This window comes from Zestomonas carbonaria, assembly GCF_904061905.1.
Taxonomy (GTDB): domain Bacteria; phylum Pseudomonadota; class Gammaproteobacteria; order Pseudomonadales; family Pseudomonadaceae; genus Aquipseudomonas; species Aquipseudomonas carbonaria.
The window spans coordinates 16,860-42,438 of the sequence record NZ_CAJFCI010000080.1; the positions used below are offsets into that span (position 1 = coordinate 16,860).

The window sequence follows — 25,579 nt, forward strand, 5'->3', positions numbered from 1 at the left end:
AGGGCAAGTCCACGTTCTAAGAACGTGGATCTTTACTTGAGTAGCCTTGTATTTTCTAGGCGCTTTCCAGTCAGCTGTCGTGTTTGGGAATTTAGGGCCAAGAATTCATCCTTTCTTTAAGTTGTAGTCGGTCTTCGTTTCTTCTAAGGGTTGGAAATAGGTCTTCGGTAATCTCGATCTCGAATTCAACTGATACGTCTTCGGCGAGGTCTTTGATCATTTTTTTAGGCTTGCTTGACTCCATGCACTCAAGAAATCCTTTCAGACCCTTGTCCCTAGTTACAAGCTTAACTCTTAAGCCGCTATTGGCGAGTGAGGTCGCCCTAAGCATCAAAACTCTCTTAACTATCTCAAAATCATAGATTGAATTATATGCTGCACAGCTTTTTTCTTCGTCTGAAGATATTAGGTTGTTAGGTTTTAGTATTTTCCTGCTGTGAGGGTTTCCATAAATGGCAGAAATTACGCCAATTCCGGGGACTCCCCTTATTGGGATTTTTCTTGATCTTGCAAGGCCTAATATTTCTTGCTCCAGAATCAATGCCCTGCTTTTTGATGGAGTGTTGTGTAAGTCAAATTTTTGTTGCGCCATCTCGATTATAGGGGAGAACAAGGCGACTCTGTTCCGGATGTCTTGATATAGAGAGCTATATGCTTCTAATGTATTTTTCAGCATGAACTCACTGTCGACGCTAGCCTTTCTATAGAACAAGCTTATCAGTTTGGCTTCTTGCTCGGTCGTCTCGTGAAAGTCTAAAAGACTTTGCACATTACCCTGTCCCCCTTCTAAAACAGAGGATAAGGTGCTTATTATGTTATATGGCTTATCCTGATCCCTGGCCAAGGCAAGGTTGGGTGAAGTACCTGTGTCAAAAAACATACGTATATCGGAAACGACATTTCTATCGAGCAAGCAAATAGTCTTCACGTCGCTAAACCCTTTAATTGAAGTTTAAGGGGTGATTGTTGGGTGAGTTTTTATGGGTTTTCAGCCAATATCCAGGTTTTGATATCCCTTTCGCTCAGCAAAGCCATCGCAGTGCAGGCCAGTCCCGGCCTGAACCGTAAACAGCTTGGGATTAAGTTCACTGTCTAAAGAGGCTCGTTGTCAACATCTGCTTCTGGCCCAGACTGTGTGAACACCGCTGCTGCGTTCTGCCGCTGGTCCGAAGCAAAGAAGGGCCGTGTTCGCGGTAGTACCCCCCACAGAGCAAAGCGCCTGATGGAGTATTGTGTGCCGGATAAACGATGGCGTACATGGACTCAGGTGGAGGTTGCCAATGAAGATCACTGCTATGGAACAGACTGAATCGGTCAGCGATGTTCTGTGCGACGTTTGTGGCGACAGCACGCGCGTTGAAGGGGATGGATTGCAATTCGGCACTCTTAGCGCCAGTTGGGGTCATGGCTCGGCCCACGATGGTGAGCGCTATGAGGTCCATCTGTGCGAGCCCTGCTTTTTCAGGGCCATTTCCGGCCTCAGACGAGAGCGCATGGTGAACTTCATGTTCAGCGATGAGGACCAGGAGCTCAGCGATTTCGGACGCGTTGCCCGGGATGATTTTTTCAATGACGGGGGGCGTTCGACCTCCTGAGTTCCTGCTGGCGCAGCATCTCAGGCCTTTCCGGCATTTCCCTTGGAATGGTGGGATCAACGTCAGTGGGGGTAGCTTAAGCACTCATCTTTCACCGATCAGCTTTTGCCCATTCGCTCTGCTTGGCTTAAAGCTGCGAGCTCGCATGTTGCAACTACTAGAGCGCCCCGGCGTACCGCCGTCGGGCTCGCGGGCTGCGCCCCGCGCTTCGTGCCGAATCGCGGCCATCCGGCTTTGATCCCTGGCGCCTCCGGCCCTTGAGGGCCTGCGCGCTCCGCTTGCCTATCCGTGTTTGGGGTGGGGGGAGTGGGGCGGTCTTGCTGTTCCCTTCACCGTATCACGGCGTTCTCGCCGTCAAGGGCTGCGCGCGCCTTGCACGCTGGCGGCCGTGGCCGTCTTCGACCCTGTGACGGCTTGCGCTGCGCCGTGCTGGGCCGGTTCCGGGCAATTCCGCCCGAGCAACCGGAGCACGGTCATGTCGCAACTCTCTCTCGCTATCGATTCCTCGCTGCTGGTGCGTGACGACCAGGGGCGCTACATGCTGGCCACCGCCGACCAGATCCTGGAAGCGGCCCGCCAGGTCATCGACCGGAAGATCCCGCGTGGTGCGCTGTTCACGTCGCCGGAGCGGGTCAAGGACTACCTGCGCACCAAGCTGGCCGGCTTCGAGCACGAAGTCTTCGCGGCGCTGTTCCTCGATACGCAGCATCGCCTGATCGAATACGTTGAGATGTTTCGCGGCACCATCGACAGTGCCTCGGTGTATCCGCGCGAGGTGGTCAAGGAGGCGCTGCGGCTCAACGCGGCGGCGGTGATCTTTTCGCACAACCACCCGAGCGGGAATCCCGAGCCGAGCCAGGCCGACAAGCTGCTGACCCAGCGGCTCAAGGAGGCGCTGGCGCTGGTGGACGTGCGCGTACTGGATCACATCGTCGTCGGCGGCCAGGGCACGGTGTCCTTCGCCGAACGGGGCCTGCTGTGAGCGCGGGGGCCTCGGCCCCCTTTTTGCCGCGCCCTGTGTCGAACTCTCCGGCCCTGCGGGCCTGCGCGCTGCGCTTGCGCTCCAGGGGAACGGCTTGCAGCCGATCCCCGCCGCGCGTTGCTTGGCGCCCCTGACAGCCGCCGAACAGGTTGCACCTGATCGGCCTTCGCGCCTGCGGCGCTGCGCGCTTCGCTTGCGTGGGGGCGGCGCCATCCGCGGCCGTTGCCAACCACCGTCGTCTTCCCTCGCTCATCACCTTGTCCGCGACTGTAGCCCGCGGCCGTGTGCCGTCAAGGCGCGCCGGGCCGTGTCCTCGCTGCGCTGCGGGCCGCACCCACCCGGCGCTCGTGTCCTTGACCGCCCCCGTCCACGGACTCCCTTTCGTCGCGGGCGATGAACTCAGGAAAGACGGTGGCAACGAGGCCGGCCCAGGTCTCCGCGCCGACCCCACCGGAAAGCCGAAAGGCGGGCTCCGAATCTAGGAATCCGGTGTGCGGTTTCAACAGCAAACCTTTTTGTCAGGAGAACGACCATGCAACTTGCTTCCCGCTTCGCTTCCCGTTCGCCGGTGCTGCGCTCGGACCAACCCCTGTCGGATGAGCAAATCCGCGCCGTGGTGCCGTCGATCTTCGCGGAGGCTCCGCACGAAAGCCGCTCGCAGCGCTACAGCTACATACCCACCGCCATCGTGCTGCAGGAACTGCGCGGCGAGGGGTTCCAGCCCTTCATGGTGTGCCAGACCCGCGTGCGGGCCGACGACCGGCGCGACTACACCAAGCACATGGTTCGGCTGCGCCACGCCAGCCAGATCAATGGTCGCGAGGCCAACGAAATCATTCTGCTGAACTCGCACGACGGCACCAGCAGCTACCAGATGCTGGCGGGCATGTTCCGCTTCGTCTGTGAGAACGGCCTAGTCTGTGGCGACACCGTGGCGGACGTGCGCGTGCCGCACAAGGGCGACGTGGCGGCGCAGGTGATCGAAGGCGCCTACGAGGTGCTGCACGGCTTCGACCGGGCGCAGGAGTCCCGTGATGCCATGCGGGCCATCACGCTGGACAGCGGCGAGGCGGAAGTCTTCGCCCGCGCCGCGCTGGCCCTCAAGTACGACGACCCCGACAAGCCCGCGCCCATCACGGAAAGCCAGATCCTGATGCCGCGCCATATCGACGATTGCCACGCCGACCTGTGGAGTGTGTTCAACCGCACCCAGGAAAACCTCATCAAGGGCGGCCTACGCGCCCGCGCCGCCAACGGACGCCGCCAGAGCACCCGCCCGGTGCAGGGCATCGACAACGGCATCCGCCTGAATCGCGCCCTGTGGCTGCTGGCGGACGGCATGCGCCAGTTGAAAGCCTGACCCCAAGCCCCCCTCATTGCATTCGATAGGAGTGACCAGCATGAACGCCACTATCCATACCGACAGCCAAGACACCACCGCCGCCGCGCTGGAAGTCGCCGACCCGACCAGGCACCTGATGCTGATTCCGCTTTCACAGATGCTGCCGCGCCGTTCCAAGCGCAACGCGCGCAAGACGCCGCGCTTGTCCATCCCGGAGCTTGCGGCCAGTATCGAGCGCCTCGGCCTGCTGCAAAACCTGATCGTGATTCCTGCCCCCGATGGCAAGCATTACGAGGTGGTGGCCGGCGACCGCCGCTTGACCGCCTTGAAGCTGCTGGCGAAGAAGCGCCGCATCCCCGCCGACTACGAGGTGCCGTGCCTGCTGGTGGCCGATGGCAGCGCCCGCACCGTCAGCCTCGCGGAGAACCTGATGCGCGAGCAGATGCACCCCGCCGACCAGTTCGAGGCGTTCGCCGCGCTGGTCAAGGAAGGACGCCCGGTGGAGGACATTGCCGCCGATTTCGGCGTCTCGCCCCTGGTGGTGCAACGCCGCCTGAGACTCGGCAACCTCTCGCCGCGCCTGCTGGCCGACTACCGGGCCGGGAGCGTGACGCTGGAGCAACTGATGGCGCTGGCGATCACCGATGACCATGCCGCGCAAGAGGCCGCGTTCTACGACGCGCCGCATTGGCAGCGCGGCGCATCCGCGCTACGGGAGTGCCTGACCGAGCGCGAAATCGATGCGACGCACCCGCTGGCGCGTTTCGTCGGGCTGGACGCCTATACGGCGGCGGGCGGCGGCATCCGCCGCGATCTGTTCGCGGAGGATGACGCGGGTGTGTACCTGATCGACGCCGCGCTGTTGGAGAGGCTGGTGCGCGAGAAGCTGGACGCGCTGGCCGAGGGCGTGCGCACCGAGGGTTGGGCCTGGGTCGAGAGCGCGCCGCAGGTGAGCTATGCCGACTTGCAGGTGTTCCACAACGCCCCGCGCCAGCGGCGGGAGCCGGCCGGCAAGGAGGCGCGCCGCATCGCCTCGCTGCGCGAGCGCTTGGAGAAGACCGACGCCGCGCTCCAAGACGCCTACGGGGCCGAGGAGGGGGAAAAGGCGGAAGCGCTGCAAGCACTCCGCGAGCAACTGGCGGGCGCACTGTACGCCGCGCAGATGGGCCTGCTGGACTATGCCCCGGACGTGCGCGCGGTGGCCGGTGCCATCGTCACCGTGGACCGGCAGGGGGATGCCGTCATCCATCGCGGCTTGCTGCGCGAGGCCGAGGCCAAGGCCTTGCGCACGCTGGAACGCCTGCGCCGGAGCTTTGCCGGTGGGGAAGGAGTGGAGGACGACCCCGAAAGCGAGGACGTGGAGCCGCCGAAGGCGGCGAACCTGTCCGACCGGCTGGCCCAGCGCTTGAGCGCGCATCGCACGGCGGCGCTGCGGATCGAGGTGGCGCGGCACCCGCAGGTCGCGCTGGCTGCGCTGGTGCATGGCATGGTGCAGGCCGTTCTACAGGAACACCACTACGGTCACGCCCAGCCCCTGGGCGTGCGCCTGACCGTGAAAGACCGGCTGGGAGACCTGGCCCCGGACTGGCCGGAGTCGCCCGCCGTCATTGCCCAGCATGAGTTGCAGCGGGCATGGCGCGAGCGCCTGCCGCAGGACGGTGGCGAACTGTTCTCTGCGCTGCTGGCGATGCCCCAGGAGGAGCTGGTGCAACTGCTGGCGGTGTGTGTGGCCGCCAGCGTGGATGTGGTGACGCCGCGCGCAGTCCGGTATCAGCCCGGCGCGGAACTGGCGCGGGCGGTTGGGTTGGACATGGCGGCATGGTGGCGGCCGACCGCCGAAGGCTACTTCAACCACATCTCCAAGGCGGTGATCCTCGAGGCCGTGCGGCAGTTCGCCCCGGAGCACGTCACCCGGCTGTCGACGCTCAAGAAGGCCGACATTGCCAGCGAGGCCGAGCGTCTGGCGGACGGCACCGGCTGGATGCCCGCCGTGTTCGTGGCCGAAGGCGACGCGCTGCCTGAGGTTGCGGAGGACGCCGAGACGGCGGAGACGCTGGTGGCATGAGGCTGCCACAAATCCCCGGCGCAACGCGCCGGGGCTTTGTGCTGTCCGCCAAACGCACGGGCATGGCGATGGTCCTGCCCGGTGTCGCCGCGCCAAGCAGAATCCGCACGCCGCCGCCCTTCCTGCGTCGGGCGGCGGCGTGGCGGGCGGCGCACACGTGAACGTGTGCGAACAACAGGCGGGTTCGTGCGGGCACGAACCGCTATTCAGCTGCCGGCCATAGGGCCAGGTCGTCGGCGTACAGGATGATCGGCGGGCTGCCCGGCCGGATAGCTTTGCCGCGGACAATGTCGCCGACGTTGAACTCGATGTAGTTGACCTGGTGGTCGTGTCCTCGGGTGCCCATGGAGCCTAGAGCTCTTAGAGCCTGCGCGTGTCGGCGCAATGCGCCGCCGGGCTTTCGGGCTGCGCCCCGTGTCGCCTGCGGCGTCACGGCCTTCGGCTTCAATCCCTCACGCCTGCGCGCTCCGCTTGCCAGGGCCAGGCACCCCGCCACGAGGGGACAGGGCGCACGGGGCACGCTCGACTTGGCTGCGGCAGGTTGTGCCTCACCAGTTTCATCCAAGCGCAGGAACAGCCCCAAGACCATCTGTCGCCTGATGGTTTGGGCGCTAATCCAGATTTAGATTCTGAGCGATGTACTCGACAAGCTTGGGGCTCGTGTCTGTTCATGACGGTAAACATCAGGTCGCGTTTGCTACGAGAGGGACGTTGGGAACAACGCTTAGCGGCGGTTTTCACTGCTGCATCTGTGCCATGGATTTTGGAGCGCTATCGCCGTGTCAGTGAGGTTCACAGTCGTCTGATGCGTAGGGACGAGGGCGGCATCTACATTCTACGATTTAGAGATTTCTTTTTTGAGTTCTGCAACGCACTTCGGCAGCTCAGTAACGATGATGGTCGAGCTTGGGCCTTTGTCTAGAGCAGCCAACCTAGATGCTGCGCTTACTGCTTCAGGCAGCTTTCTCTCCGCATCAGCCAAGAAGGCTTTTGCCTGCTGCGGTCGCTGAGGTGTCGTTTTTGCCCGAAGCAGCATGCATTGTTTATACAAATCTATTGCTTCAGCTCCAGACATCACAGTGACTGATGCTTCTTTCAGATACTTAACGTAAAGCCCGTATCCGGTTGTAGGGATACCAATAAGTGCCAACAGCAACATCACCAATCTGGCCTTGTTTAATTCCATGGGCTCGCCTAGATGGATTCAAAATCAGGTCTTGATATCTGTATATAAACACAGTGCATGACATCTGCAATTTCTACTTCAAACGGAGGGCCCGCTCCTGTGTTGTCGCCGGGGGTGATAATGATGTGAATCGACCCTGGTCTTATAGACGAATCTGACCGCCGGCCATTGGAGTGGTGGGCTTTTGATAGCACCCCGCCGCAACGGGCGGGACGCTGGGCTACGCCCCAGCTTGCTGCGGCAGGTTGTGCATACGCGTACCGTCCCCGCCGCTGACGGTTGCTAGCTCCAGGTCACGAAGGATGGGCCACAGACAGTCCGCACGGCCTCGCCATGGCGCTTCCAGTCCACGCCTCAAGCCGCTTGCCGCAGGCTGCGGCAAGGGCGTTCTCACCCGTCGTCGGGGGTGTTGGCCTTGCCCGTGCCAGGGGGCAGGCCGCTGAAGCCGTCATGCGGGGATTCCGGGTTGGTCCTGTCTCCTTCCGGGGGCGCTCGGCCCGCTGCGTCCTTGGCTTGTCGTGAATCCTGGCGGGGGCGCGGCTGCGCCTCGGGCCTCATGGCCGCAACCGTCCGGCGCAAACAATTTCCCCTCCGCTGCGCGGATTCCTCGCCCACAAATTCTGTGCGCCTCCCGGTCCTCCACGCTGTTGCGGCCGCTGCGCGGTGCGGCCAGCCCGTCCCCCGCCGGACGGATCACAACAAGGACGCGATGGGCGCGACCTTGGTTACCCCGAAAGGAGAAATCATCATGGCCAACATCGGCACCTTCACCGCCCAGAACGACGGCTTCACCGGCACGGTCCGCACCCTGACGCTCAACGTCAAGGTCAAGTTCGTCCCCAACGACAGGAACAGCGAGAACGCCCCCGACTACCGCATCCAGGCGGCCGGCGGCTACGACATCGGCGCGGCCTGGAAGAAAGTCAGCCAGGCCGAGCGGCCCTACCTGTCCGTGACCCTCGACGATCCTTCGTTCCCGGCGACCATCTACGCCCGGCTGATCGAGGAGGAGGACGGTACGCACAACCTGATCTGGTCGCGCAGCAAATCGGTGGCCTGACGGCCACCTCTTCGCCCCGCCCATTGCGGCGGGGCGCTGTCGCGGGGCTACGCCCTGGAGCTGGCGAGCTGGCTTTCCGTCGCAGCCAGCAGCGCCGCGGTGCTGCAGTCGAGCGCGCCGGCGATCTTGAAGATGATCGCCAGCGTGGGCATGTGCTCGCCGCGCTCGACCTTGCCCATGTGCGAGCGCTCGATGCCGGCGAGGTTCGCCAGCGACTCCTGCGCGATGCCGCGCTCCATGCGCAGCGCGCGCACCGCCGCGCCGAAGGCTTGAGCCAGCTCGGCATCGAAGGTGGTGGAGCCGGCCGGTCGGCCGGGCTGGACGGGTCGCTTCTGCATGGACAGAAGCGTCCGACCGAGAGAGAATCAAAACCACGTTATCTTTAACTCATTGGTGGGATTTCCAGCGCTTTCGTGCTTTTACGGAAACCCGTACCGGCGGATTTCATCAGAACCGCAGAGGCGCCTCCGTGTCTTTCCTGACTTGCGCAATGCCGATTCCACGCCTTGGCGACTTCACGGTTTTGCTGGAATGCACCTCTGTGCATTTGAGCGAATGCACAAATCCGCATCGGCGGATCGGCGCTTCCGTGCGCAAGCGCATCCGTGCATCGGCGCCTTCCGGCTCACGGCCATGACCCTGTCGCTCATCTCCGAGGTGGAGCGCGAGCAGTTGCTGGCGAACGGTCGCTCCCGGGCGGCGGGCCAGGTCGTCGACCCCTTGCCGGTGGTGCGCCTGTTCACCCCCGACGCGCATGCCACTTGGCTTCTGGCCGATCTCGATCCATCAGACGAGGACACGGCCTATGGCCTGTGCGACCTGGGCATCGGCATGCCCGCGCTGGGCACGGTGAAACTGTCCGAGCTGGCCTCCATCGTCGGGCCGCTCGGGCGCCCGGTCATGCGCGACCTGTACTTCCGGGCAACGCGCACGCTGTCGGAGTACACGCGTCTGGCGCGCATCAACGGCTCGATTCTGGATTGACCAATCCACCTGGCTGGCCCTGGCGCACTGTGATCGATCCAGTCTGAGTCCAGACCGAGGCCGTCTCAATCGGCATTGTTGCAGTCAGGCGATGTCACCCTGACCCAATCGGTCATGATGGCCAACGCTCAAGGCTGCAGGCTGCAGGCTGTGCCTGGTGCCGTACCAATGATGGACGGCGGCGCTGTCGCATTCGGACGATCCGCGTAACGCTTCGGAGTCAATCGGTCTTGATGCTGTACGTTTGACGTGTTTCCACCTGATGCTGTGTCGAGGAGGCGCTGACCTCGCGTTGCGAGCCCGTGGCGACGGACCCTGTGCAAAGGGAGGTTGCCTCATGGCCGATCACGACGCTAAGCATTGGTATCCCACCGCGGCCTATCTCTACGTCCTGCACCTGGATGACCTTGCCCTGGCCTGGGAGTACCTGCGCCGGAACCCGGAGTACCGCCGCGACTGGCGGGAGCGCCAGCGCCGGCCCGAGGCGGCTCCACGCTGGGGGCTGCGCCTGCTGGAGGATCCGCGCCTGGACGCGCGTGACGCGCATCCGGCCTGGTTTCCCGACCACCCGGAGCTGATCCAGCTCTATCCCGATGTCGATCCCATGCCCGACGCCACGGTCTTCGACCTCTGGCGCATCCCGGGCAGCAAATGCCTGGTCCACGACGGCCGGCGACTGCTGCTGACGACGCGCTGGCCGGGCTGCCGCCTGCGTCTGGCCCTGGCGCCAGGTCTGGAAGGGGGCATGGCCTACGTCCATGCCGTGCGGGCCTGCGCCAGGCCCTGCGCACGCTACTGCGCCCTCGCGGCCGAGCTGGACAAGCTGGCTGTCGCGGCCGATGCCGCGCCATTCGCGGTGGTTCGGTGCCGGCCGAGTCCGGCCGCGCTGCTGGAGCTGCATACCCTGCAGGCGCTCGACGCCACCCTGGCGGGGGCGTCCTTGCGCGAGGTGGCGCAGGGGCTGTTCGGCCCGACGGCGGTGACCGGTGGCTGGCATGCCGACGGCGGGCTGCGCTCGAAGGTGCGCCGCCTGGTGCGGCGCGGCCGGACGCTGATGCACGGCGGCTATCGCCACCTGGCACAGCTCGATGGGCATGGGGAGGGTCGTTCGACGCGGTCCGCAAAACGACCCTGAGCAGACCTCCAAGCCTTTCTGAGACTGCCTCCATCCGGCTGCGCTGGTGTGGCCGGGCTGTCCTGAACGATGGAGGCTCACCCCATGCGACCCGCTCCCGTACGACCCGCCGCTACCCACGCCAAGCCCCTGCAACCCGCCGCCGCTGTCCAGCCGCAGCGCTACCTGACCAACGACGAGGCGGCCGCCTACCTGCGCCTGTCGCCGCGCACGCTGGAGAAACAGCGCGTGATCGGTGGCGGTCCGCGCTTTCGCAAGTTCGGCCGGCGCGTCATGTACGCCGTCGCCGACCTCGATGCCTGGGCCGACCAGCACAGCTTCGAGGCCACCTCCGATCCCGAATACGCCGAGCGGCACTCGGCCGACAGCCGTGCGCACTGATCGGTGGCTCGCCGGTGGCCATCGCCATGACCGGCTCTGCGTCGGAGCGGGAACAGCTCGACCTGTTCCGCGCGTTGCCGGGCGACATGGCGCCGCGCGACAGCCAGGATCTGATGGCCTATCCGTTCTTCTCGCTGGCCAAGTCGCGGCGCACCACACCGATCGACTTCCAGTCCAGCGGTGTCACGGTGCGTGTGGAGGGCACCCGGGAGCACGGCATCGCCACGATCTGGGATGCCGACGTGCTGATCTGGGCGGCCAGCCAGATTGTCACGGCGCGCGACGCGGGCCTGTCCCCGTCACGGCTGATGCGCGCCACGCCTTACGAGATCCTGCGCTTCATCGGGCGCGGGGTGTCGCTGCGCGACTACCAGCGCCTGAAGGCCGCCCTGGATCGCCTGCAGTCGACCACGGTGGCCACCTCCATCCGCGAGACCAGCGGGCGGCGCCTGCATCGTTTCTCCTGGATCAACGAGTGGAAGGAACTGGCCGACGCTCGCGGCGCGCCGCTGGGCATCGAGCTGATCCTGCCGGACTGGTTCTACGCGGGTGTGCTGGACGCCGCCCTGGTGCTGACCATCGACCCGGCGTATTTCCGCCTCACCGGCGGCATCGAGCGCTGGCTGTACCGTCTGGTGCGCAAGCATGGCGGCAGGCAGCCGGACGGCTGGCAGTTCGACTTCCGCCACTTGCACCGCAAGTCGGGCAGCACGGCCAGGCTCTGCGACTTCGCCTGCGACCTGCGCGCCCTGGTGGCGCGACAGTCGCTGCCCGGCTATGTGCTCGGCATCGAGCGCATCCCGGAGGCCCGCGCGGAGCTGCTGACGTTCCGGCCCGTGTCGCCCACGGCACGGGGATAAGCGCGGTAAAACCTGTGAATGGGCTCGTGCTATCAGGCGTACGGGGTATCGTGCTATCGGGCGTGTCCCTATCGTGCCATCAGGCGTACGAAATCCTCTGCAGGCCAGATCCTGCGCGGGCTCCAGCCTCCCTTAACTTCTCTAACTTAAAAGCTCTAACTTGTTGTAGAGGCGCGTCGTTGCGGTGGACAACCGCGAAACGGCACGGCTAGGTCGGCTTTCCAGTGGGGAGGGCCGCGCCATGATCGTCGCCTTGCTCAACCAGAAAGGCGGCGTCGGCAAGACCACGCTCGCCACCCACATCGCCGGCGAACTCGCGCTGCGCGGTCAGCAGGTGATCCTGCTCGATGCCGACCCGCAGGGTTCGTCACTGGACTGGACGCAGCGCAGAAGCCAACAGGGCCTGCCACGGCTGTTCAGCGCCGTGGGCTTGGCCCGCGAAACGCTGCACCAGGAAGCGCCGGAACTGGCCCGGCGCTGCGATCACATCGTCATCGACGGTCCACCACGCATTGCCGCACTCGCGCGCTCCGCGCTGCTGGCGGCCGATTGCGTGCTGATCCCGGTGCAGCCCAGCCCCTACGACCTGTGGGCCAGCGCCGAGATGGTGGCGCTGATCCGCGAGGCGCAGGTATTCCGGCCGGCGCTACGCGCGGGCTTCGTCATCAACCGGCGCATCAGCACCACGATCATCGGCCGCGAAGCGCGCAACGCGCTCGCCGAACAGCCCCTGCCGGCCCTGCGTTCCGAAGTGCGCCAGCGCATCGTCTTCGCCGACAGCGTGGCCACCGGCCGGCTCGCGTGCGAGACAGCCCCCGACAGCATGGCCGCGCGCGAAATCACCGCGCTGGTGGACGAGCTATTGCGGTGGCCGTCATGAGCAGGGAACGCGGCAAACGCATCGCCATCGGCGCGCGTCCGCCGGCGAATCCGCAGGCCGAAGCGTGGATTCGCCAGGGCGACAGCGCCGACCTCCAGAAAGGCGACCTCTACACCGCGCGCCTGACCCTCGACGTGACGCCCGCCATGCGCGCCCGCATCAAGGTTTTGGCCTTCACCCAGGGCGTGACCGTGGCCGAGCTGCTGCGCGCGCTGCTGGAGCGCGAGTTCCCGGAGCACACACCATGAACACCACCACACAAATGGCAACGCCGCCGTCACCGCAACCGCTCGCCGCACTCGCCAGCAGCACGCCGCTCACGCGCGTTTCGCTCGCGTATGTCGAGCAGCGCATCAACCTCTACCTGCGCTTCGGCCACCCGGCGCGCACCGTCCAGCTCGACCGCTGGCGGCGCTGTGCGGTGTTCCTGCCCACGGTGATCTTCTGCCGCATCCGCTGGCAATCGAACGACTACGGCACCGTGCGCTGGCAGCTCATGGTGCTGCAAGCCTGCACGCCGCTGGACGCCATGCAGAGCATCCCTGGCATTCACCCCGGCGCGCGCATCCTGCTGCACGCCGAAGGCGAACAGAAAACGCGAGCCGTGCTCGCACGGATCGACGCCATCGAGGCGCTGGGCATCGAGCCTGCCGAGGTGTCGCCGGCCTACTGGCGCACGCTGGGCAACCGCTTGGCCGCGCACCTGCCGCTGCCGGACTACAGCGCCGAGCGCCATGCGGCCTGGCTGGCCGGGAGGGCGCTGCAATGACCGCACCCACCACAACGACCGTCGCCGTGCCTCGCTTACGCCGTCGCGTTCGCCTTGCACTGGCCGCACTCGCTGTCTGCGGCCTCGCGGCGCTGGCCTGGGCCGCCTTCGTACAGCCGGCGGTGCGCATCGTCTACAACCCGTCCGACAGCGTGCCGGTCGGCTGGTATCGCATCGCACCGGCGCACGCGCTGCCCGGTGCCTTGCCGGTGGACAGCATCGTGCTCACCACCTTGCCGGCAGACGCCGCCGCGCTCGCTGCGCAGCGCGGCTACCTGCCGTCGCACATCCCGCTGCTCAAACGTGTCGGCGCGGTGGCGCCGCAACACGTCTGCATCGTCAATGGCGTGGTGCGCATCGACGGCGTGCCGGTGGCCGCTGTGCTGCGCGCCGACCGCCGGGGCCGGCCGCTGCCATCCTGGCCGCAGTGCAGGCCACTTGCCCAGGGCGAACTGTTCCTGCTCAACGTCACCAACCCGGCGTCATTCGACAGCCGCTACTTTGGCCCGGCCAGCGCCGCCGCCGTGCTCGGCGTGGCGCAGCCGCTGCGCCTGGAGCCGCAGCCATGACGGCGCATATCCTTGCGCCTTTCGGCGTGCCGCCTTCGCGTTCATGCCGGTGCCACGCGTGTGCCTTCGCACCGCGCTTGGCCCGGCATTCCCCCGTGCAGACAGCTTGCCCCGAGCGCGCCATGCCGCAGGCAGGGCTGGCGCTCGCCGGCGGCTGGGCTGCGCCAGGCGCAGCGCCGCCGGGGCATCGCACCCCCGTGCCGTCAGGCGCGGGGCAGATGCAGGGCAAGATAAAAGGTCGCGGCACTGCGTTGCGCGAAAAGCCAGTCTGCACATGGGGGGAGCGCGGCACGCGCCGGGGAGCGGCACCGTGCCGCGAACAGCGCCAAGGTCGCATAGGCTCTGGCAAAACCGCGTGCATCGCGCCCTCTGGCGCGCTGGACTGCGCTGGGGCCACCCCATGAGCCGGCGCAGCGGCGACGACGCCGACCGCTTCCGAATCCGCCCTGGCGCGCCCAAGGATCGCCCTCAGTCGTTCGTCAACCGCGTGCTCAAGCAGGCCAGCAAGGCCGGTGCCAAGGTCGGCAAGGCAGGCCACCGTCCCGGTGCCCGGCTGGGGCGTGGGCACGTCGCCGCACGCTTCGCCGGGCGGTCGCTGGGCGCCAATGCGCGCCGCGTCACCATCAAGACCCGGCTGGTGAATCTCGCCAAGGCCGGGCCGCGCTCGACCACCACCCACCTGCGCTACATCGAGCGCGAAGGCGTGGACCGCCAGGGCGGGCGGGGCCGTGCCTACGGGCCGATGACCGACGACGCCGACCTGGCCGCCTTCGAGGAACGCGGCCGCGAAGACCGGCACCAGTTCCGCTTCATCGTCTCGCCGGAAGATGCCGAACAGCTCGACGACCTGCGCACCTACACCCGCCACCTGATGCAGCGCATGGAGGCCGACCTGGGCACGCAACTCGATTGGGTCGCCGTCGATCACTGGAACACCGACAACCCGCACACCCATATCGTGCTGCGCGGCAAGGACGACACCGGCAAAGACCTCATCATCGCCCGCGACTACATCGCCGAAGGAATGCGCCGCCGCGCCGCCGAACTGGCCACCGAATGGCTCGGTCCGCGCACCGAACTGGAGATCCAGCAAAGCATGGCCCGCGAGGTGGAGCAGGAGCGCTGGACGGGGCTGGATCGCACCATACAGCGCGAAGCGGTGAACGGCCGGATCAGCCTCGTGCGGCTGGAAGTGCTGCCCCGTCTGCGACCCCAGCGCCTGCTGCTGATCGGCCGCCTGCAACACTTGCAGCGCATGGGGCTGGTGCGCGAACCCGAGCCCGGCGTATGGGCCATTCACCCCAGCTCCGAAGACACCCTGCGGGCGATGGGCGAGCGCGGCGACATCATCCGCACCATGCAGCGCGCGATGGGCGACGCGCAGCGCGAGCTGGCGGTGTTCGAGCCGGGTGACAAGGCGCGCCCGGTCATCGGCCGCGTCGCCGCCAAGGGCCTGGCCGACGAGCTGTACGACAAGGGCTACCTGATCGTCGATGGCACCGACGGCAAGGCGCACTACGTCGCACTGCCACCCCGCACGGAACTGGAGCAGTACCCCAGGGGCGCGGTGGTGGAGGTGAAAGGCGCGGCCGGCGTGCGCGCGGCGGACAAGACCATCGCCGCGCTGGCCGTCGATGGCCTGTACCGCACCGACCAGCACCTGGCCGTGGCCAAGGCGCAGGCCGTGCCCGGCCGCGCCCCCGCCGAGGTGGTCGCCGCCCACGTCCGCCGGCTGGAGGCCCTGCGCCGCGCCGGCATCGTGGAGCGCCTGGGCGGAGGCGTCTGGCAAATCCCGGCCGACCTGCCCGAGCAGGGCCGGCGGCACGACACCCAGCGGCTGGGCGGCGGTGTAGCCGTGGAGCTGAAATCGCACCTATCCATCGAGCGGCAGGCCCGCGTGATCGGCGCCACCTGGCTCGACCAGCAGTTGATCGGTGGCGGCGAGGGCCTGGGCGAGCTGGGCTTTGGCAGCGAGGTGTGGCAGGCGCTCCAGCAGCGCGCCGACTTCCTCGCCGAACAGGGCCTGGCCGAGCGGCGCGGCCAGCGCGTGATCCTCGCGCGTAACCTGCTGCGGACACTGCGCAACCGGGAGCTGACGACGGCCGCGCAGACCATTGCCGCCGACACCGGGCTGGAGCACCGCCCGGTGGGCGACGGCCAACGCGTCAGCGGCGTCTACCGGCGCAGCGTCATGCTCGCCAGCGGGCGCTACGCGATGCTCGATGACGGCAAAGGCTTCAGCCTGGTGCCCTGGAAGCCGGTGGTAGAGCGCTACTTGGGGAGATCGGTTTCCGCCACGATCAGCGGCCAGGGGGCCGCCTGGGATGTGAGCAGAACCATGGGACGATAGATAGATTTGAAAGTCTGGTCATGACTTCCCGAACATTCTAGTTGACATAAAAAGGCCGCCAGGAGCGGCGGCCAAAGTCTCTGGCGGGTAGCCATCGACGGAGTAGCTCTAGCGCACCCCTGCGTTGCGCAGTGCGGCAGGGGTGTAGTCAGCAGCCTGCGCGGGGAAGCCGAATTCGACTGGCGTTTTTTCCTCGTTACGCATGCCGGAAACGATGTAGCGTCCGCTGATCAGGTCATACAGCGCCTCGACCCCGGCCCACGGAATCTGCTTGTCGTAAAGCGGAACCATGAAGCCCTCCGCCGTGCGCCAAAGCGTACCGCGGGCATCGAAGTGATCGGCAAGCGCGATCTGCCAGGTGTCTTCGTCCAGATAGAACGTGCGCTTGGCGTAGATATGGCGACTGCCAGGTTTGAGTGAGCCCTCGATAACCCACACGCGATGCAGCTCGTAGCGAGGGAGGTCGGGGTTGATGTGGCCTGGTTTTACGATGTCGGAGTATTTGAGGTCGGTCGATTCCAGTTGGAAGCTGTTGTAGGGGATGTAGATTTCTCTTTTGCCCAGCAGCTTCCATTCGTAGCGCTCGGGGGAGCCGTTGTACATATCCAGATTGTCGGCGACGCGCTGGCCTTCGGAAGCGGGATAGGGGCCGTCATAGGCGACTTGCGGCGCACGGCGTACACGGCGCTGGCCGGCGTTATAGATCCACGCCATGCGTGGCTCCTTGACCTGATCGAGCGTTTCGTGGACGAGCACCACATCACCCGCCAGACGAGCAGGAGCGGTAACCTGACCCCGGTAATAGAACAGCACGTTGCCAGGCTTGTTCGGGTTGAAATCCCTCAGCTGATCGCGGTAGGTGAACTGCTGCCTGAAGTGAACCAGGTTGTAGGTGCCGTTGGCGAGAGGTGTAGCTTGCACATGGGTACGGCGAAGGCTTCCCCCACGGTAGCGGGTCATATGGTTCCACAGCACTTCGACACCGTTCTGTGGAATCGGGAAGGGGATGGCTGTCTCGAAATTCTGCAGACCGCTCCCTTCCCCGACTAGGGAGGTGTTGATGGCGTTTCTTGCCGCAGCCTGGTACACGAAGTCCGGAAAGTTGGCACTACGATGTGTCGGATAGACGCGCATGCGATAGCTGTCCGGGTAGCGTTTGAACATCGCTTGCTGGCCCGGGGTCAGCTTGTCTGCGTACTGGGTGTAGTTCTGAGCGTTGATGATAAAAATCGGTTGTTCGTTGCGAAATGGATCGCTTGGATAGCCTGTCGCCGGGTTTACGGTTCCGGAGGCTTTCGGCAGGCCGCCAGTCCACTCCGGAATGCTGCCTTCGGCATTACCCGATTTTTCCGCACCGACCGGCGTGAGAGTGGTTCCAAGCTTGGCGGCTTCGCTGGCAGGAACGGCAGCCTGTAGCAGACTGCTGATGGACAGTGAGAGGGTCGCAAGGAGGACAGTAGTCGTTTTCATTGGGGAATCTCGCTTAAAAGGCGACGCTGAAGCTCAGGGCCACGAAGTCTCGGTCGACGTTGACGTTGTAGTTGCCGCCGAAGTAGTCGGTGTACGACAGGCTGGCGCTGTAGGTGTTGAGGTAGGTGGCGTCGATGCCGAGGCTGATGGCTTTTGAGCCTTCGTTGAAGCCGGGCTCCGGGCCATAGCCCTTGACGTCGTGAGACCAGGCGAGGCTGGGGTTGATCTGCACTCCGGGGATCAGGTTGCTGTACTCCCAGATGGCGCGGACACGGTAGCCCCAGGAGCTGCTGGTAACGTAGCCATCATCGGTACAGTGCTGCGGTGCCTGGGCATTGGTGAGAGTGGTGCAGACGCTGTTGTCCGGGTATAGCCGGCCCTGGCCGTAGAGGGTACTGCGGCCGTAGCGTAGGCCTCCCTTGCCTTCCAGTCCGCCGACATAGGTCACACCGGCCTCGCCGATCAGGGTCAGGCGATCGGCCCCCATCACCTGGTCGAAGAAGTGTGTGGCGGTGACCTGTGCCTGAGTGACCTCCTTGCGCCGGTAGCCGTAGAGGTCGAGGTTGTTGGCGGCGGCCATTGCGCCCGAGGATACCACCGGCGTGATGGCTGGGATGCCGACGACGGAGGAAACCAGGTCGACCGGGTTGATCTGCACCGGCATGTTCGGCCGGTAGCTGATCTCGCCGGACAAGGTGGTGCCGGTGGGCAGACCGGTGCTGAAGCTCAGGCCGTAGAGGCGGATGTCCTCGGGGTAAGCGGCGAAGTAGTTCGCGCTGCCAAGGCGGTAGGCCTGCACCAGCCCCTGGCCATCGGCACTGCCGAGAAAGCCGGCGCAGCCCGGAGCGGGAATGCCCAGATTGGCGCAGAGCTGCGGAGCGAAGCCGAGATCCGTGGCATTTGGCCCGGTGGTGGTGCTGAAGTACGGTTGCCGGCTGTGGTAGTTGATGACGTAGCCGGCGAACTCGCTGTTCAGCTCCGGGGCGAACCAACGCAATGCCATACCCCACTGGCCGCTGTCGCGGGCGTCGCGGTCGCCGCTGCGGGGAACCTTGATGCCTTCGTTGGTGAGCTGGATGCCGAACGGGCTGAGCGCGGCCTGGGCGGCGGGGTTCTGGTCGAGCGCCGGCCCCGCGCGCAGGCCGTCGCAACCGTCGGCGATGACGTCGGTCTGGGAGAAGAAGGTGCCGCAGTTGTCGACGACCGTCTGATCCCATTCGAGCTGGTAGAAGCCTTCGACGGAGAGGTTATCGGTGAAGTTTTGCGAGAGGTAGAACATGTTCACCGGGATCAGCCCTTCCTTGATCTCCGAGCCCGGCCGGCGGAATGCAGCGACGTCCACTGGGTTGATGGCGTTGATGCCGCCGGGGATGAAGGTGCTCTCGCCCCAATTGACCACCTGCTTGCCGAGACGCACGGTGCCCGGCAGCTCGCCGATCAGGTAGTTGTGGTAGATGAAGGCATCGAGCAGTTGCCGGCCCGCGGACTTGGCTCCCTCCTTGCGGTTATGGTCGTCAATGTCCTTGAACTCGCGGTGTTCGTCCCTCAGTTCGAAGTCGTACCAGTACTTGCCGCGCAGGAAAATGCCGGTATCACCGTACTTGAGTTCGAGGTCGTGGATACCCTTGAAGATCTTCGAGAAGGTCTTGCCCTGTTCGAAGTTGCGCCGGCCGTCGTCGCCGCTGCGGCCATTGAGCAGCTCCTGCTTGGGGTTGCGCAGCGCCCAACTGGCTCCGACCGAAAGGGTCGAGTCGAACTGACCTTCGATATCGCCGACCTTGAAGGTCACTGCCGATGCCGTCTGGATAGAGAGGGTCGTGAGGCTGATGGCAAGGGCAAGACGGGCTTGCCGCCATGGTGGTTGTCTACGGGTCATTGCGTTACTACCTCTTGTTGTTGTGGTGTGGTGCGTTACGCGAGTCAGCGATTTCCAGGCATGACCGTGCCCATGGCCGGCGCCGGAGCGGCGGCCAGAAATAAGGCAGGGATGGAGCCGGAGAGGGTTAGAGTCGGATGTCCATGGCGTCCTCCCCTAGCGTGATGACGCCCGAGAACCGCTCGGCCATGCCGCTTACGAACAGTCGACGGCTGACGAAGTCGGTTGGGCTGGGGATCAGGTGCGTGAGCACCAGATGGCGGACGTTGGCTTTCTCGGCGAGTTGCGCCAGGGCGAGGGTGTCGGCGTGGTAGGAGAGCACCCGAGTGGCCTGTTCGGCGCGAGCGTGCTGGTCGGTGCGCTTGAAGGCCGCCGCCGCCATATTGATCAGGTGACTGTTGATGGCTTCGTGGACGACCAGATCGGCGTCCTGCATGGCAGGCAGATAGCGTTCAGTGACACGGGTGTCGCCGCTGATGAAGAGCTTCTTGCCCTGGTAGCGCAGGACGTAGCCATAGGCCGGATCAACCGGGTGATGGTCGACGCGGTAGGCGTCGATGGTCACACCGTTCTGCTCGAACACCCGGGTGAATTCCTGGTCGGGAGCGATCCGAACTTCGTGGGGCTCGGCGAAGGCCAGCTCGGGCGAAGTTGCAGGCTGCTTGTGGGCACTGCGGAAACCCACATCGTTCTCGTAGGCCATTGCCAGGCCCTGAACGACCCGTTCGACGCCTGGTGGGCCGTAGACCTCGAATGGCTGTTGGCGACCGCTGTTCCAGGTATGGTTGATCAGCCCGCCCAGTCCGTTGAAGTGGTCGGAGTGCCAGTGGGTGATGAATACGCGGGTCAGCGCCGTCAGCGGCACGTGGTTGTTTTCCACGTTGCGTAATGCATTTTCGCCGGCATCGAACAGGAACAGGAGACCGCCGGCAGCTACCAGGGTACAGGCTTGCCCGCGTGGCGAGCCGGCTTGTGGCGAACCGGTACCACAGAGGATCACGCGGATGGTCGATAGATCCTGAACGAGCGAGTAGTCCGTCTGATCCTTTACCTTGGTGTCTATGAAGGCTTCCTGCAGGCGCTCGCAGCCGCCGAGAGAAAGGGCGAGCAGCGTGAGTGCTGCCAGTTTGGTCAGGGTTCGCATAGGTATTCCTTCTTTTCTTGTTGTTGTCGCTTGATATTGGCGTTCAATTCATCCAGTCGATCTGGAAGCTGTAGCGTCCAAGTGCCCGTCTCAGGGGCTCTTGCTGCAGGCCGGCGGCGATGCGTGCGACCAGTCCGCGGCGGGCGTCCTGGATCACTTCGACGGAGACGTCGGCGAGGCCGATTTCCGCGGCCTCCTGGCGCACCACTCGGGCTATCTCGCGCTGTTGCAGGGCCGGTTTGAAGATCTTGCCCACTGGCGTCACCGGCAGCGCGTCGAGGATCTCGATGCGCTTGGGTAGCGCTGCTCGTTCGCTGATGTGCTGGCTGGCGAAGCCGAGCAGCTCGGTTTCGTCCGTGCACTGTCCAGCGGTCAATTGCACGTAGGCCACCGGTACTTCGCCGGCGTGCGCATCAGGGCAGCCAACCGCTGCGACCAGCGCCACCGCCGGGTGCGCTTGCAGGGCTTCCTCGATCTGCTTCGGATCGATGTTGTGGCCGCCGCGGATGATCAGCTCCTTCTTGCGTCCGGTCAGCCAGAAGTAGCCTTGGGCGTCCTGGCGGCCGAGGTCGCCTGTGTTCAGCCAACGGCGGCCGTCTATGTCGATCCACACCCCGCGGTTGTGGCTGGCGTCCAGGTAGCCGGCGAACACGTTGGGGCCGTGGATGGCGATCACCCCAACCTCGTCGGGCTCGGCGTCGCGCAGGTACGCACCGTGGTCGTCGAGCATCACCGCGCGCATGTCCTGATAGGCCAGGCGCAGGCCGATCGAGCCGATCGGCCGCTCGCCGTCCGGTGGATTGATGGAGGATACGCAGGCACCCTCGGTTAGCCCGTAGCCCTCGAGAATGCGCACGCCGATGCGTTGTTCGAACTCGCGGAACAGTTCGACCGGCATCGGAGCCGCGCCACACAGCGCGTATTGCAGGCTGGACAGGTCGTGGCCGCCGACCGACTGCTGCAACAGCGCCGAATAGACGGTCGGCACGCCGGAGAAGAAGTTGACGCCGAAGTGCTCGACGATTGCCCAGAAGCTCGCGATCAGGCCGTCGCCGCGATAGCCCTGGGGCGTGCCGATGATCACCCGGTCGCCGTGAGTCCAGGGCATCAGTCCGGTGACCAGCTGGCCGTTGACGTGGAACAGCGGCAGGCCGCAGAAGATCACCTGGCCCGGCTCGCGTGGCTGCAGGTTGGCGGCCATCGCCCAGGCATTGAATACTTCCGAGCCGTGGCTGCGGATGGCGATCTTCGGCAGGCCGGTGGTGCCACCGGTGCAGAAGTACGAGGAGTGTTCCTCGGCGCGGATCTGCCGGCCGCTTTTCAGGTGCCCGCCAGGCTGGCGACGCATCAGCGCGCGCAGGTCGTGGATGCGTCGGCTGCGCCGGCGCGCCTTCTCGCGCCAGGCCATCCAGCGCAGAGCCTGACCGGCCAGGGTGCCGACGTAAGGTGCCATGTTGACCCAGACGATGTCGCGCACGCTGGGCAACTGCTCGAGCTGGCTGACCAGCTTCGGCCACAGGTCGACACCCGGCGTCGGTGCCAGGGTGACCACCAGTCTGGCGTTGGCGGCGCGCAGCAGCTCGCCGATCTGCGCCGCCTCGAGCAGCGGGTTGATGGCCATGACGATACCGGCCGCCTCGCCGCCCCAGATGGTGAAGTGGGTCTCCGGCAGGTTCGGCAGCAGGAACGCGACCACGTCCTTCGGCCCTACGCCGAGGTCGTGGAAGGCATTTGCCGCGCGGGTAATGTCGGCCAGCAGCTCGGCGTAGCTCCAGTCGTGGGTGCGCTGGAAGTTCTTGGCGTCGAGGAAGAAGCTCAGCGCGGTGTCGTGCGCATGCTCCGCCGCACAGCGTTGCAAGGCGGCGTAGGTGCTCGCCGGCAGTTCGCGCTGCGACAGCGAGATGCTTTCGATGGCCTGGATGTCGGCCAGGGACTTCACGGCCATCAGACGTACTCCACTACGCGATTGCGTTGTACGCCGAGGTCGATCACACCATCGCTGCTGCGGATGCTGGCCTCGACCAGGTCGCCGGCCTTGAGATACTGGCTGCGCCCGGCCTGAACCTTCATGAAAGCCTGCCACTTGACCCTCTCTGGCAGCAGGGCCGCAATGCGTTGTTTGGTGGGGGAAGGGATCGACAATGCGCAGCCGGCCGGGGTGCCGGTGGCGATCAGGTCGCCGGCGGCGAAGTCCTGCACGCCGGACAGCTCGCTGAGGGTCTCGGCCGGGCCGAATACCAGGTTGGCGGTGCTGTCGTTCTGGCGTACCTCGCCGTTCACCGTCAGGCGCAATTGCAATTGCTTCAGGTAACCCATGTCCTGCGGGCCGAGCAGGCAGAGGAACGGCCCTACCGGGCCGAAGGTGCGGAAGCTCTTGCCCTTGTAGAACTGCATCTGTGGGATCTGGATGTCGCGCGCCGAGTAGTCGTTGACGATTACCACGCCGGCGACGAACTCGTGCAGGGTGGCGTCGGTCACCGTGACCTTGCCGGCGATCTCACGGCGCAGTACCAGGCCGAGTTCGATCTCGTAGTCGAGGAAGCGCACTTGGCGCGGTTTGATCAGCTCGCTGTCAGCGGCGACGATGCAGCTCTGTGCCTTGGTAAAGATCATGTTGAAGTGCTTGGCGTCCGGATCCATGCCGGACTCGATCATGTGCTGGCGGTAGTTGGCACCCTGGCAGACGAACTGCTGGTTGCGTGTCACCGGCGACAACAGCTTGATCTCGGCCAGTGCCAGCTCACCGTCTGGCAGGGCGGCGAGCTCGTCCAGACGGGTGCCGGCGATCAGCTCACCGGTGCTGGCGAACGTGCCGGGGATGGGTGTGATGCGCTCACCACGGATGACGCCCCACTGGCGCTCGTTCTGGTGTTCGAAGTGGACTACGTGGACGGGCATGGAAGCGACTCCTGGTACGACAGTGGCGTTTCTGGGTTGTTGTTCTGTGGCGTTCAGGGGCGGCAGCAACGCAGCGCCGGCCAGCACGGCACCACTCTTCAGCAGGCTGCGGCGGCTCCAGCGGCGCATGGCTGCGGATCTAGCCGAACATCCGCGCCAGCGTGACTAGCTTGCGCAGAGTCAGATCCGGGCTGCGGCGCAGGTTGTGCAACAAGGCGCGCATGGCGGCCAGGTTCATCACCGGCTTGGTGAAGCTCTTGGGCATGCGCTGCCCCCACTGGGCCATGGCCTCCGGGCTTACCGCGTGCAGTCCGGTTGGGTGCTCGGCGGTGAACAGATCGCCATCGCAGTAGTGCTCGTGCTTGTCGCCCCAGGGGTCCTGCCAGTAATCGAAGATCTGGCTGCCAAGGATGTGCCGGCCGATGCCCCAGGCGTGCTTCCAGCCACGCTCGTGCAGCACCCGCTGGCCCATGCCGACGGCGTCGGCGTCGACCACCTCGTAGGCACTATGGCTGTAGGTGGCCATGAAGCCCTGGGCGATCGCTAGGGTGTGGTGGTCGGCCGGGGTATCGCCGAGATCCAAGCGCATGAAAGTCACCGCCGGCGAGCCGTCCGGCAGCACCTGCACGTCACTGGGGATGAAGCCGAAATGCTCGGTGTACCAGGCGCAGGTGGCCTGGTAATCGGCCACTTCGAGCACTACGTGACCGAGCTTGATGATCTCCGGTGGGGCGATCGGCGGGCGCTGGGTAGCGTTGATGCGCGGCACCTCGTCGACCACGTTGAGTGGCAGCGGTGCGCGGTGCGGTATGGCCGGCGAAGGTTGCTGGCCGTGGATCGCCTCGATCAGGAAACCGGACGGATCGGTGAGCCGCACGCACTCGCCACCGCCGGGCGTGACCAGCGACTCGATGGCCGAGGCACCGGGCAGACGGGCGATGTGCTCGAGGTCGGCGCGCGAGGCCAGGGCCAGACCGAAGCCGACGAAGCGCGCCTTGTTCGCCTGGCGGATCCGGTAGCAGTAGGGGGCCGGCCCGGTGCCGCGCAGGTACAGGCAGTCGTCGTCGCGACGAGCCAGGCGCAGACCGAAGTCGGTGAGGAAATGTGCGGCCTTGTCGAGATCCGGGCGCTCGAAGATCAGGTGGGCCAGCGCCTGGGCCTTGACCGTGGGCTGTGGATGCCGCGCTGGCTGGGCGGTATCGAGCGTGGGCTGTGAGTAGTGTTGCGTCATTGTTGTTGTTCTCCGTGGCTTTTTTCGGGCAAAGCCGAACCCTCGACCCCGTCAGGTGGGGTCGTTGGGTGTCTTGTCGGCGGTCAGTTCAACGCGGGGAGCGGCGGCAGTTCACTGGTCGCTAACCGACGCGCGTCCTCTTCCGTCAGGCCGAGCGAGCGCAGTACCAGTTCGGCGGTGTCGCTACCCGCTTCGCGCCAGGTCTTCAGCCCTTCGATGACCAGGAACATGGCACCGAGCGTGGCGCTGGCAACCAGCGAGATCACCGTCACCAGTTGCTCCTGGCGGAAGTTGTAGCGACCGACCTTCAGGCCGTTCAGCAGATCAGTGGTCGCCTGGCTGTAGAACATCTCGCGCAGCGCGGCATCGCTCATGGCGAAGCGGCTGAGGAAGATGCCCCACTGAAGCTCCTCGTGCGTACGGCGGATAAAGAAGCGAATGCCATTGGCCAGGCGCGCGGCCGGGTCTTCCAGGTCGGCGAAGCTCTTGCTGACGCGCAGGTGCATTTCCTTGCTCAACTGGCTGGCGACTTGCCGGAACAACTGCTCCATGCTCTCGACGTTGTTGTAGATGGTGCCGCGTGCCACGCCGGCCTCCTGGGCCAGGTCGCTGATGTTGACCTGGTTGACGCCCTTCTCGGCGAACAGGCGTAGCGCGGCCTGGTGGATGCGGCGTTGCACGGGGTTGAGGGCTTCCATGGGGACTGTCTCCAGAATCGAACCTGAATCAATTGAACACTCATGTTCAGTTGTGGTCAATAGAATTTTTCCGGAGATAGCGGGTGTGGCTCTTTGATCTTGGC

At 65.1% G+C, this 25,579-nt stretch carries 24 protein-coding genes; 14 read left to right on the forward strand and 10 right to left on the reverse strand.

The genetic code is table 11. The features are described from left to right. Positions 1–91: 91 nt before the first annotated feature. Positions 92–913: a hypothetical protein gene (locus PSEWESI4_RS21105; RefSeq protein ID WP_187673194.1), complete on the reverse strand. Its 822-nt coding sequence runs from the start codon at positions 911–913 to the stop codon at positions 92–94. A 367-nt stretch (positions 914–1,280) separates the two neighbouring features. On the opposite strand from PSEWESI4_RS21105, the gene PSEWESI4_RS21110 reads away from it, so the two are divergent. The 4 genes from PSEWESI4_RS21110 to PSEWESI4_RS21125 all read left to right on the forward strand — a co-directional run bounded on the left by PSEWESI4_RS21110 (position 1,281) and on the right by PSEWESI4_RS21125 (position 5,984). Beyond that, the gene (locus PSEWESI4_RS21110) at positions 1,281–1,595 is read left to right on the forward strand and encodes a hypothetical protein (protein ID WP_187673195.1); all 315 of its coding nucleotides are present in this window, start codon (positions 1,281–1,283) and stop codon (positions 1,593–1,595) included. 475 nt (positions 1,596–2,070) lie between these two features. Then, positions 2,071–2,577, forward strand: coding sequence for a RadC family protein (gene radC / locus PSEWESI4_RS21115; RefSeq protein WP_187673196.1), 507 nt, complete (start codon positions 2,071–2,073; stop codon positions 2,575–2,577). Between the two features lie 532 nt (positions 2,578–3,109). Beyond that, the gene (locus PSEWESI4_RS21120) at positions 3,110–3,937 is read left to right on the forward strand and encodes a DUF932 domain-containing protein (protein ID WP_187673197.1); all 828 of its coding nucleotides are present in this window, start codon (positions 3,110–3,112) and stop codon (positions 3,935–3,937) included. 40 nt (positions 3,938–3,977) lie between these two features. After that, positions 3,978–5,984 (forward strand): ParB/RepB/Spo0J family partition protein, encoded by a 2,007-nt coding sequence (locus PSEWESI4_RS21125; protein WP_187673198.1) that lies wholly within the window; start codon positions 3,978–3,980, stop codon positions 5,982–5,984. Positions 5,985–6,819: 835 nt separating this feature from the next. Here PSEWESI4_RS21125 and PSEWESI4_RS21130 read toward each other — a convergent pair. After that, on the reverse strand, positions 6,820–7,170 hold the full coding sequence (locus tag PSEWESI4_RS21130) for a hypothetical protein (protein ID WP_187673199.1): 351 nt from the start codon (positions 7,168–7,170) through the stop codon (positions 6,820–6,822). Between the two features lie 748 nt (positions 7,171–7,918). Between PSEWESI4_RS21130 and PSEWESI4_RS21135 the strand changes: the two genes are divergently transcribed. Next, positions 7,919–8,230 (forward strand): DUF736 domain-containing protein, encoded by a 312-nt coding sequence (locus PSEWESI4_RS21135; RefSeq protein WP_187673200.1) that lies wholly within the window; start codon positions 7,919–7,921, stop codon positions 8,228–8,230. A 47-nt stretch (positions 8,231–8,277) separates the two neighbouring features. Here the strand turns inward: PSEWESI4_RS21135 and PSEWESI4_RS21140 are convergent, their stop codons facing one another. Beyond that, positions 8,278–8,568 carry a helix-turn-helix domain-containing protein gene (locus PSEWESI4_RS21140; protein ID WP_187673201.1) on the reverse strand — a complete coding sequence of 97 codons (291 nt, stop codon included), beginning with the start codon at positions 8,566–8,568 and terminating at the stop codon, positions 8,278–8,280. A 295-nt stretch (positions 8,569–8,863) separates the two neighbouring features. On the opposite strand from PSEWESI4_RS21140, the gene PSEWESI4_RS21145 reads away from it, so the two are divergent. The 9 genes from PSEWESI4_RS21145 to PSEWESI4_RS21185 all read left to right on the forward strand — a co-directional run bounded on the left by PSEWESI4_RS21145 (position 8,864) and on the right by PSEWESI4_RS21185 (position 16,158). Further along, positions 8,864–9,214 carry a DUF2958 domain-containing protein gene (locus PSEWESI4_RS21145; protein WP_210768870.1) on the forward strand — a complete coding sequence of 117 codons (351 nt, stop codon included), beginning with the start codon at positions 8,864–8,866 and terminating at the stop codon, positions 9,212–9,214. Positions 9,215–9,551: 337 nt separating this feature from the next. Beyond that, positions 9,552–10,349, forward strand: coding sequence for a DUF2285 domain-containing protein (locus tag PSEWESI4_RS21150; protein WP_187673203.1), 798 nt, complete (start codon positions 9,552–9,554; stop codon positions 10,347–10,349). Between the two features lie 84 nt (positions 10,350–10,433). Further along, positions 10,434–10,730 (forward strand): helix-turn-helix transcriptional regulator, encoded by a 297-nt coding sequence (locus PSEWESI4_RS21155; RefSeq protein ID WP_187673204.1) that lies wholly within the window; start codon positions 10,434–10,436, stop codon positions 10,728–10,730. A gap of 26 nt (positions 10,731–10,756) precedes the next feature. Next, the gene (locus tag PSEWESI4_RS21160; protein WP_187673205.1) at positions 10,757–11,590 is read left to right on the forward strand and encodes a replication initiator protein A; all 834 of its coding nucleotides are present in this window, start codon (positions 10,757–10,759) and stop codon (positions 11,588–11,590) included. Positions 11,591–11,831: 241 nt separating this feature from the next. Further along, positions 11,832–12,470: a ParA family partition ATPase gene (gene parA, locus PSEWESI4_RS21165; RefSeq protein ID WP_187673206.1), complete on the forward strand. Its 639-nt coding sequence runs from the start codon at positions 11,832–11,834 to the stop codon at positions 12,468–12,470. Beyond that, on the forward strand, positions 12,467–12,718 hold the full coding sequence (locus PSEWESI4_RS21170; protein WP_187673207.1) for a chromosome partitioning protein ParB: 252 nt from the start codon (positions 12,467–12,469) through the stop codon (positions 12,716–12,718). The genes parA and PSEWESI4_RS21170 overlap by 4 nt, the downstream gene beginning before the upstream one ends. 14 nt (positions 12,719–12,732) lie before the next feature. Continuing rightward, on the forward strand, positions 12,733–13,239 hold the full coding sequence (locus PSEWESI4_RS21175) for a DUF2840 domain-containing protein (protein ID WP_235978991.1): 507 nt from the start codon (positions 12,733–12,735) through the stop codon (positions 13,237–13,239). After that, positions 13,236–13,808, forward strand: coding sequence for a S26 family signal peptidase (locus tag PSEWESI4_RS21180; RefSeq protein ID WP_187673209.1), 573 nt, complete (start codon positions 13,236–13,238; stop codon positions 13,806–13,808). The genes PSEWESI4_RS21175 and PSEWESI4_RS21180 overlap by 4 nt, the downstream gene beginning before the upstream one ends. 400 nt (positions 13,809–14,208) lie before the next feature. Further along, positions 14,209–16,158 (forward strand): relaxase/mobilization nuclease and DUF3363 domain-containing protein, encoded by a 1,950-nt coding sequence (locus PSEWESI4_RS21185; RefSeq protein ID WP_187673210.1) that lies wholly within the window; start codon positions 14,209–14,211, stop codon positions 16,156–16,158. A 108-nt stretch (positions 16,159–16,266) separates the two neighbouring features. On the opposite strand, the gene PSEWESI4_RS21190 is transcribed toward PSEWESI4_RS21185, so the two are convergent. The 7 genes from PSEWESI4_RS21190 to PSEWESI4_RS21220 form a co-directional block, all read right to left on the reverse strand. Beyond that, positions 16,267–17,628: a DUF1329 domain-containing protein gene (locus tag PSEWESI4_RS21190; protein ID WP_187673211.1), complete on the reverse strand. Its 1,362-nt coding sequence runs from the start codon at positions 17,626–17,628 to the stop codon at positions 16,267–16,269. Positions 17,629–17,641: 13 nt separating this feature from the next. Beyond that, the gene (locus PSEWESI4_RS21195; RefSeq protein ID WP_187673212.1) at positions 17,642–19,504 is read right to left on the reverse strand and encodes a DUF1302 domain-containing protein; all 1,863 of its coding nucleotides are present in this window, start codon (positions 19,502–19,504) and stop codon (positions 17,642–17,644) included. 127 nt (positions 19,505–19,631) lie between these two features. Next, positions 19,632–20,648 carry an MBL fold metallo-hydrolase gene (locus PSEWESI4_RS21200; RefSeq protein WP_187673213.1) on the reverse strand — a complete coding sequence of 339 codons (1,017 nt, stop codon included), beginning with the start codon at positions 20,646–20,648 and terminating at the stop codon, positions 19,632–19,634. A gap of 43 nt (positions 20,649–20,691) precedes the next feature. Then, complete coding sequence (locus tag PSEWESI4_RS21205; RefSeq protein WP_187673214.1) at positions 20,692–22,593, reverse strand: acyl-CoA synthetase; 1,902 nt, start codon at positions 22,591–22,593, stop codon at positions 20,692–20,694. Next, positions 22,593–23,546, reverse strand: coding sequence for a fumarylacetoacetate hydrolase family protein (locus PSEWESI4_RS21210; RefSeq protein ID WP_187673215.1), 954 nt, complete (start codon positions 23,544–23,546; stop codon positions 22,593–22,595). The genes PSEWESI4_RS21205 and PSEWESI4_RS21210 overlap by 1 nt, the downstream gene beginning before the upstream one ends. Before the next feature lie 139 nt (positions 23,547–23,685). Continuing rightward, positions 23,686–24,777 (reverse strand): VOC family protein, encoded by a 1,092-nt coding sequence (locus PSEWESI4_RS21215; protein ID WP_187673216.1) that lies wholly within the window; start codon positions 24,775–24,777, stop codon positions 23,686–23,688. 83 nt (positions 24,778–24,860) lie between these two features. Next, positions 24,861–25,475: a TetR/AcrR family transcriptional regulator gene (locus PSEWESI4_RS21220; RefSeq protein ID WP_187673217.1), complete on the reverse strand. Its 615-nt coding sequence runs from the start codon at positions 25,473–25,475 to the stop codon at positions 24,861–24,863. Positions 25,476–25,579: the final 104 nt, after the last annotated feature.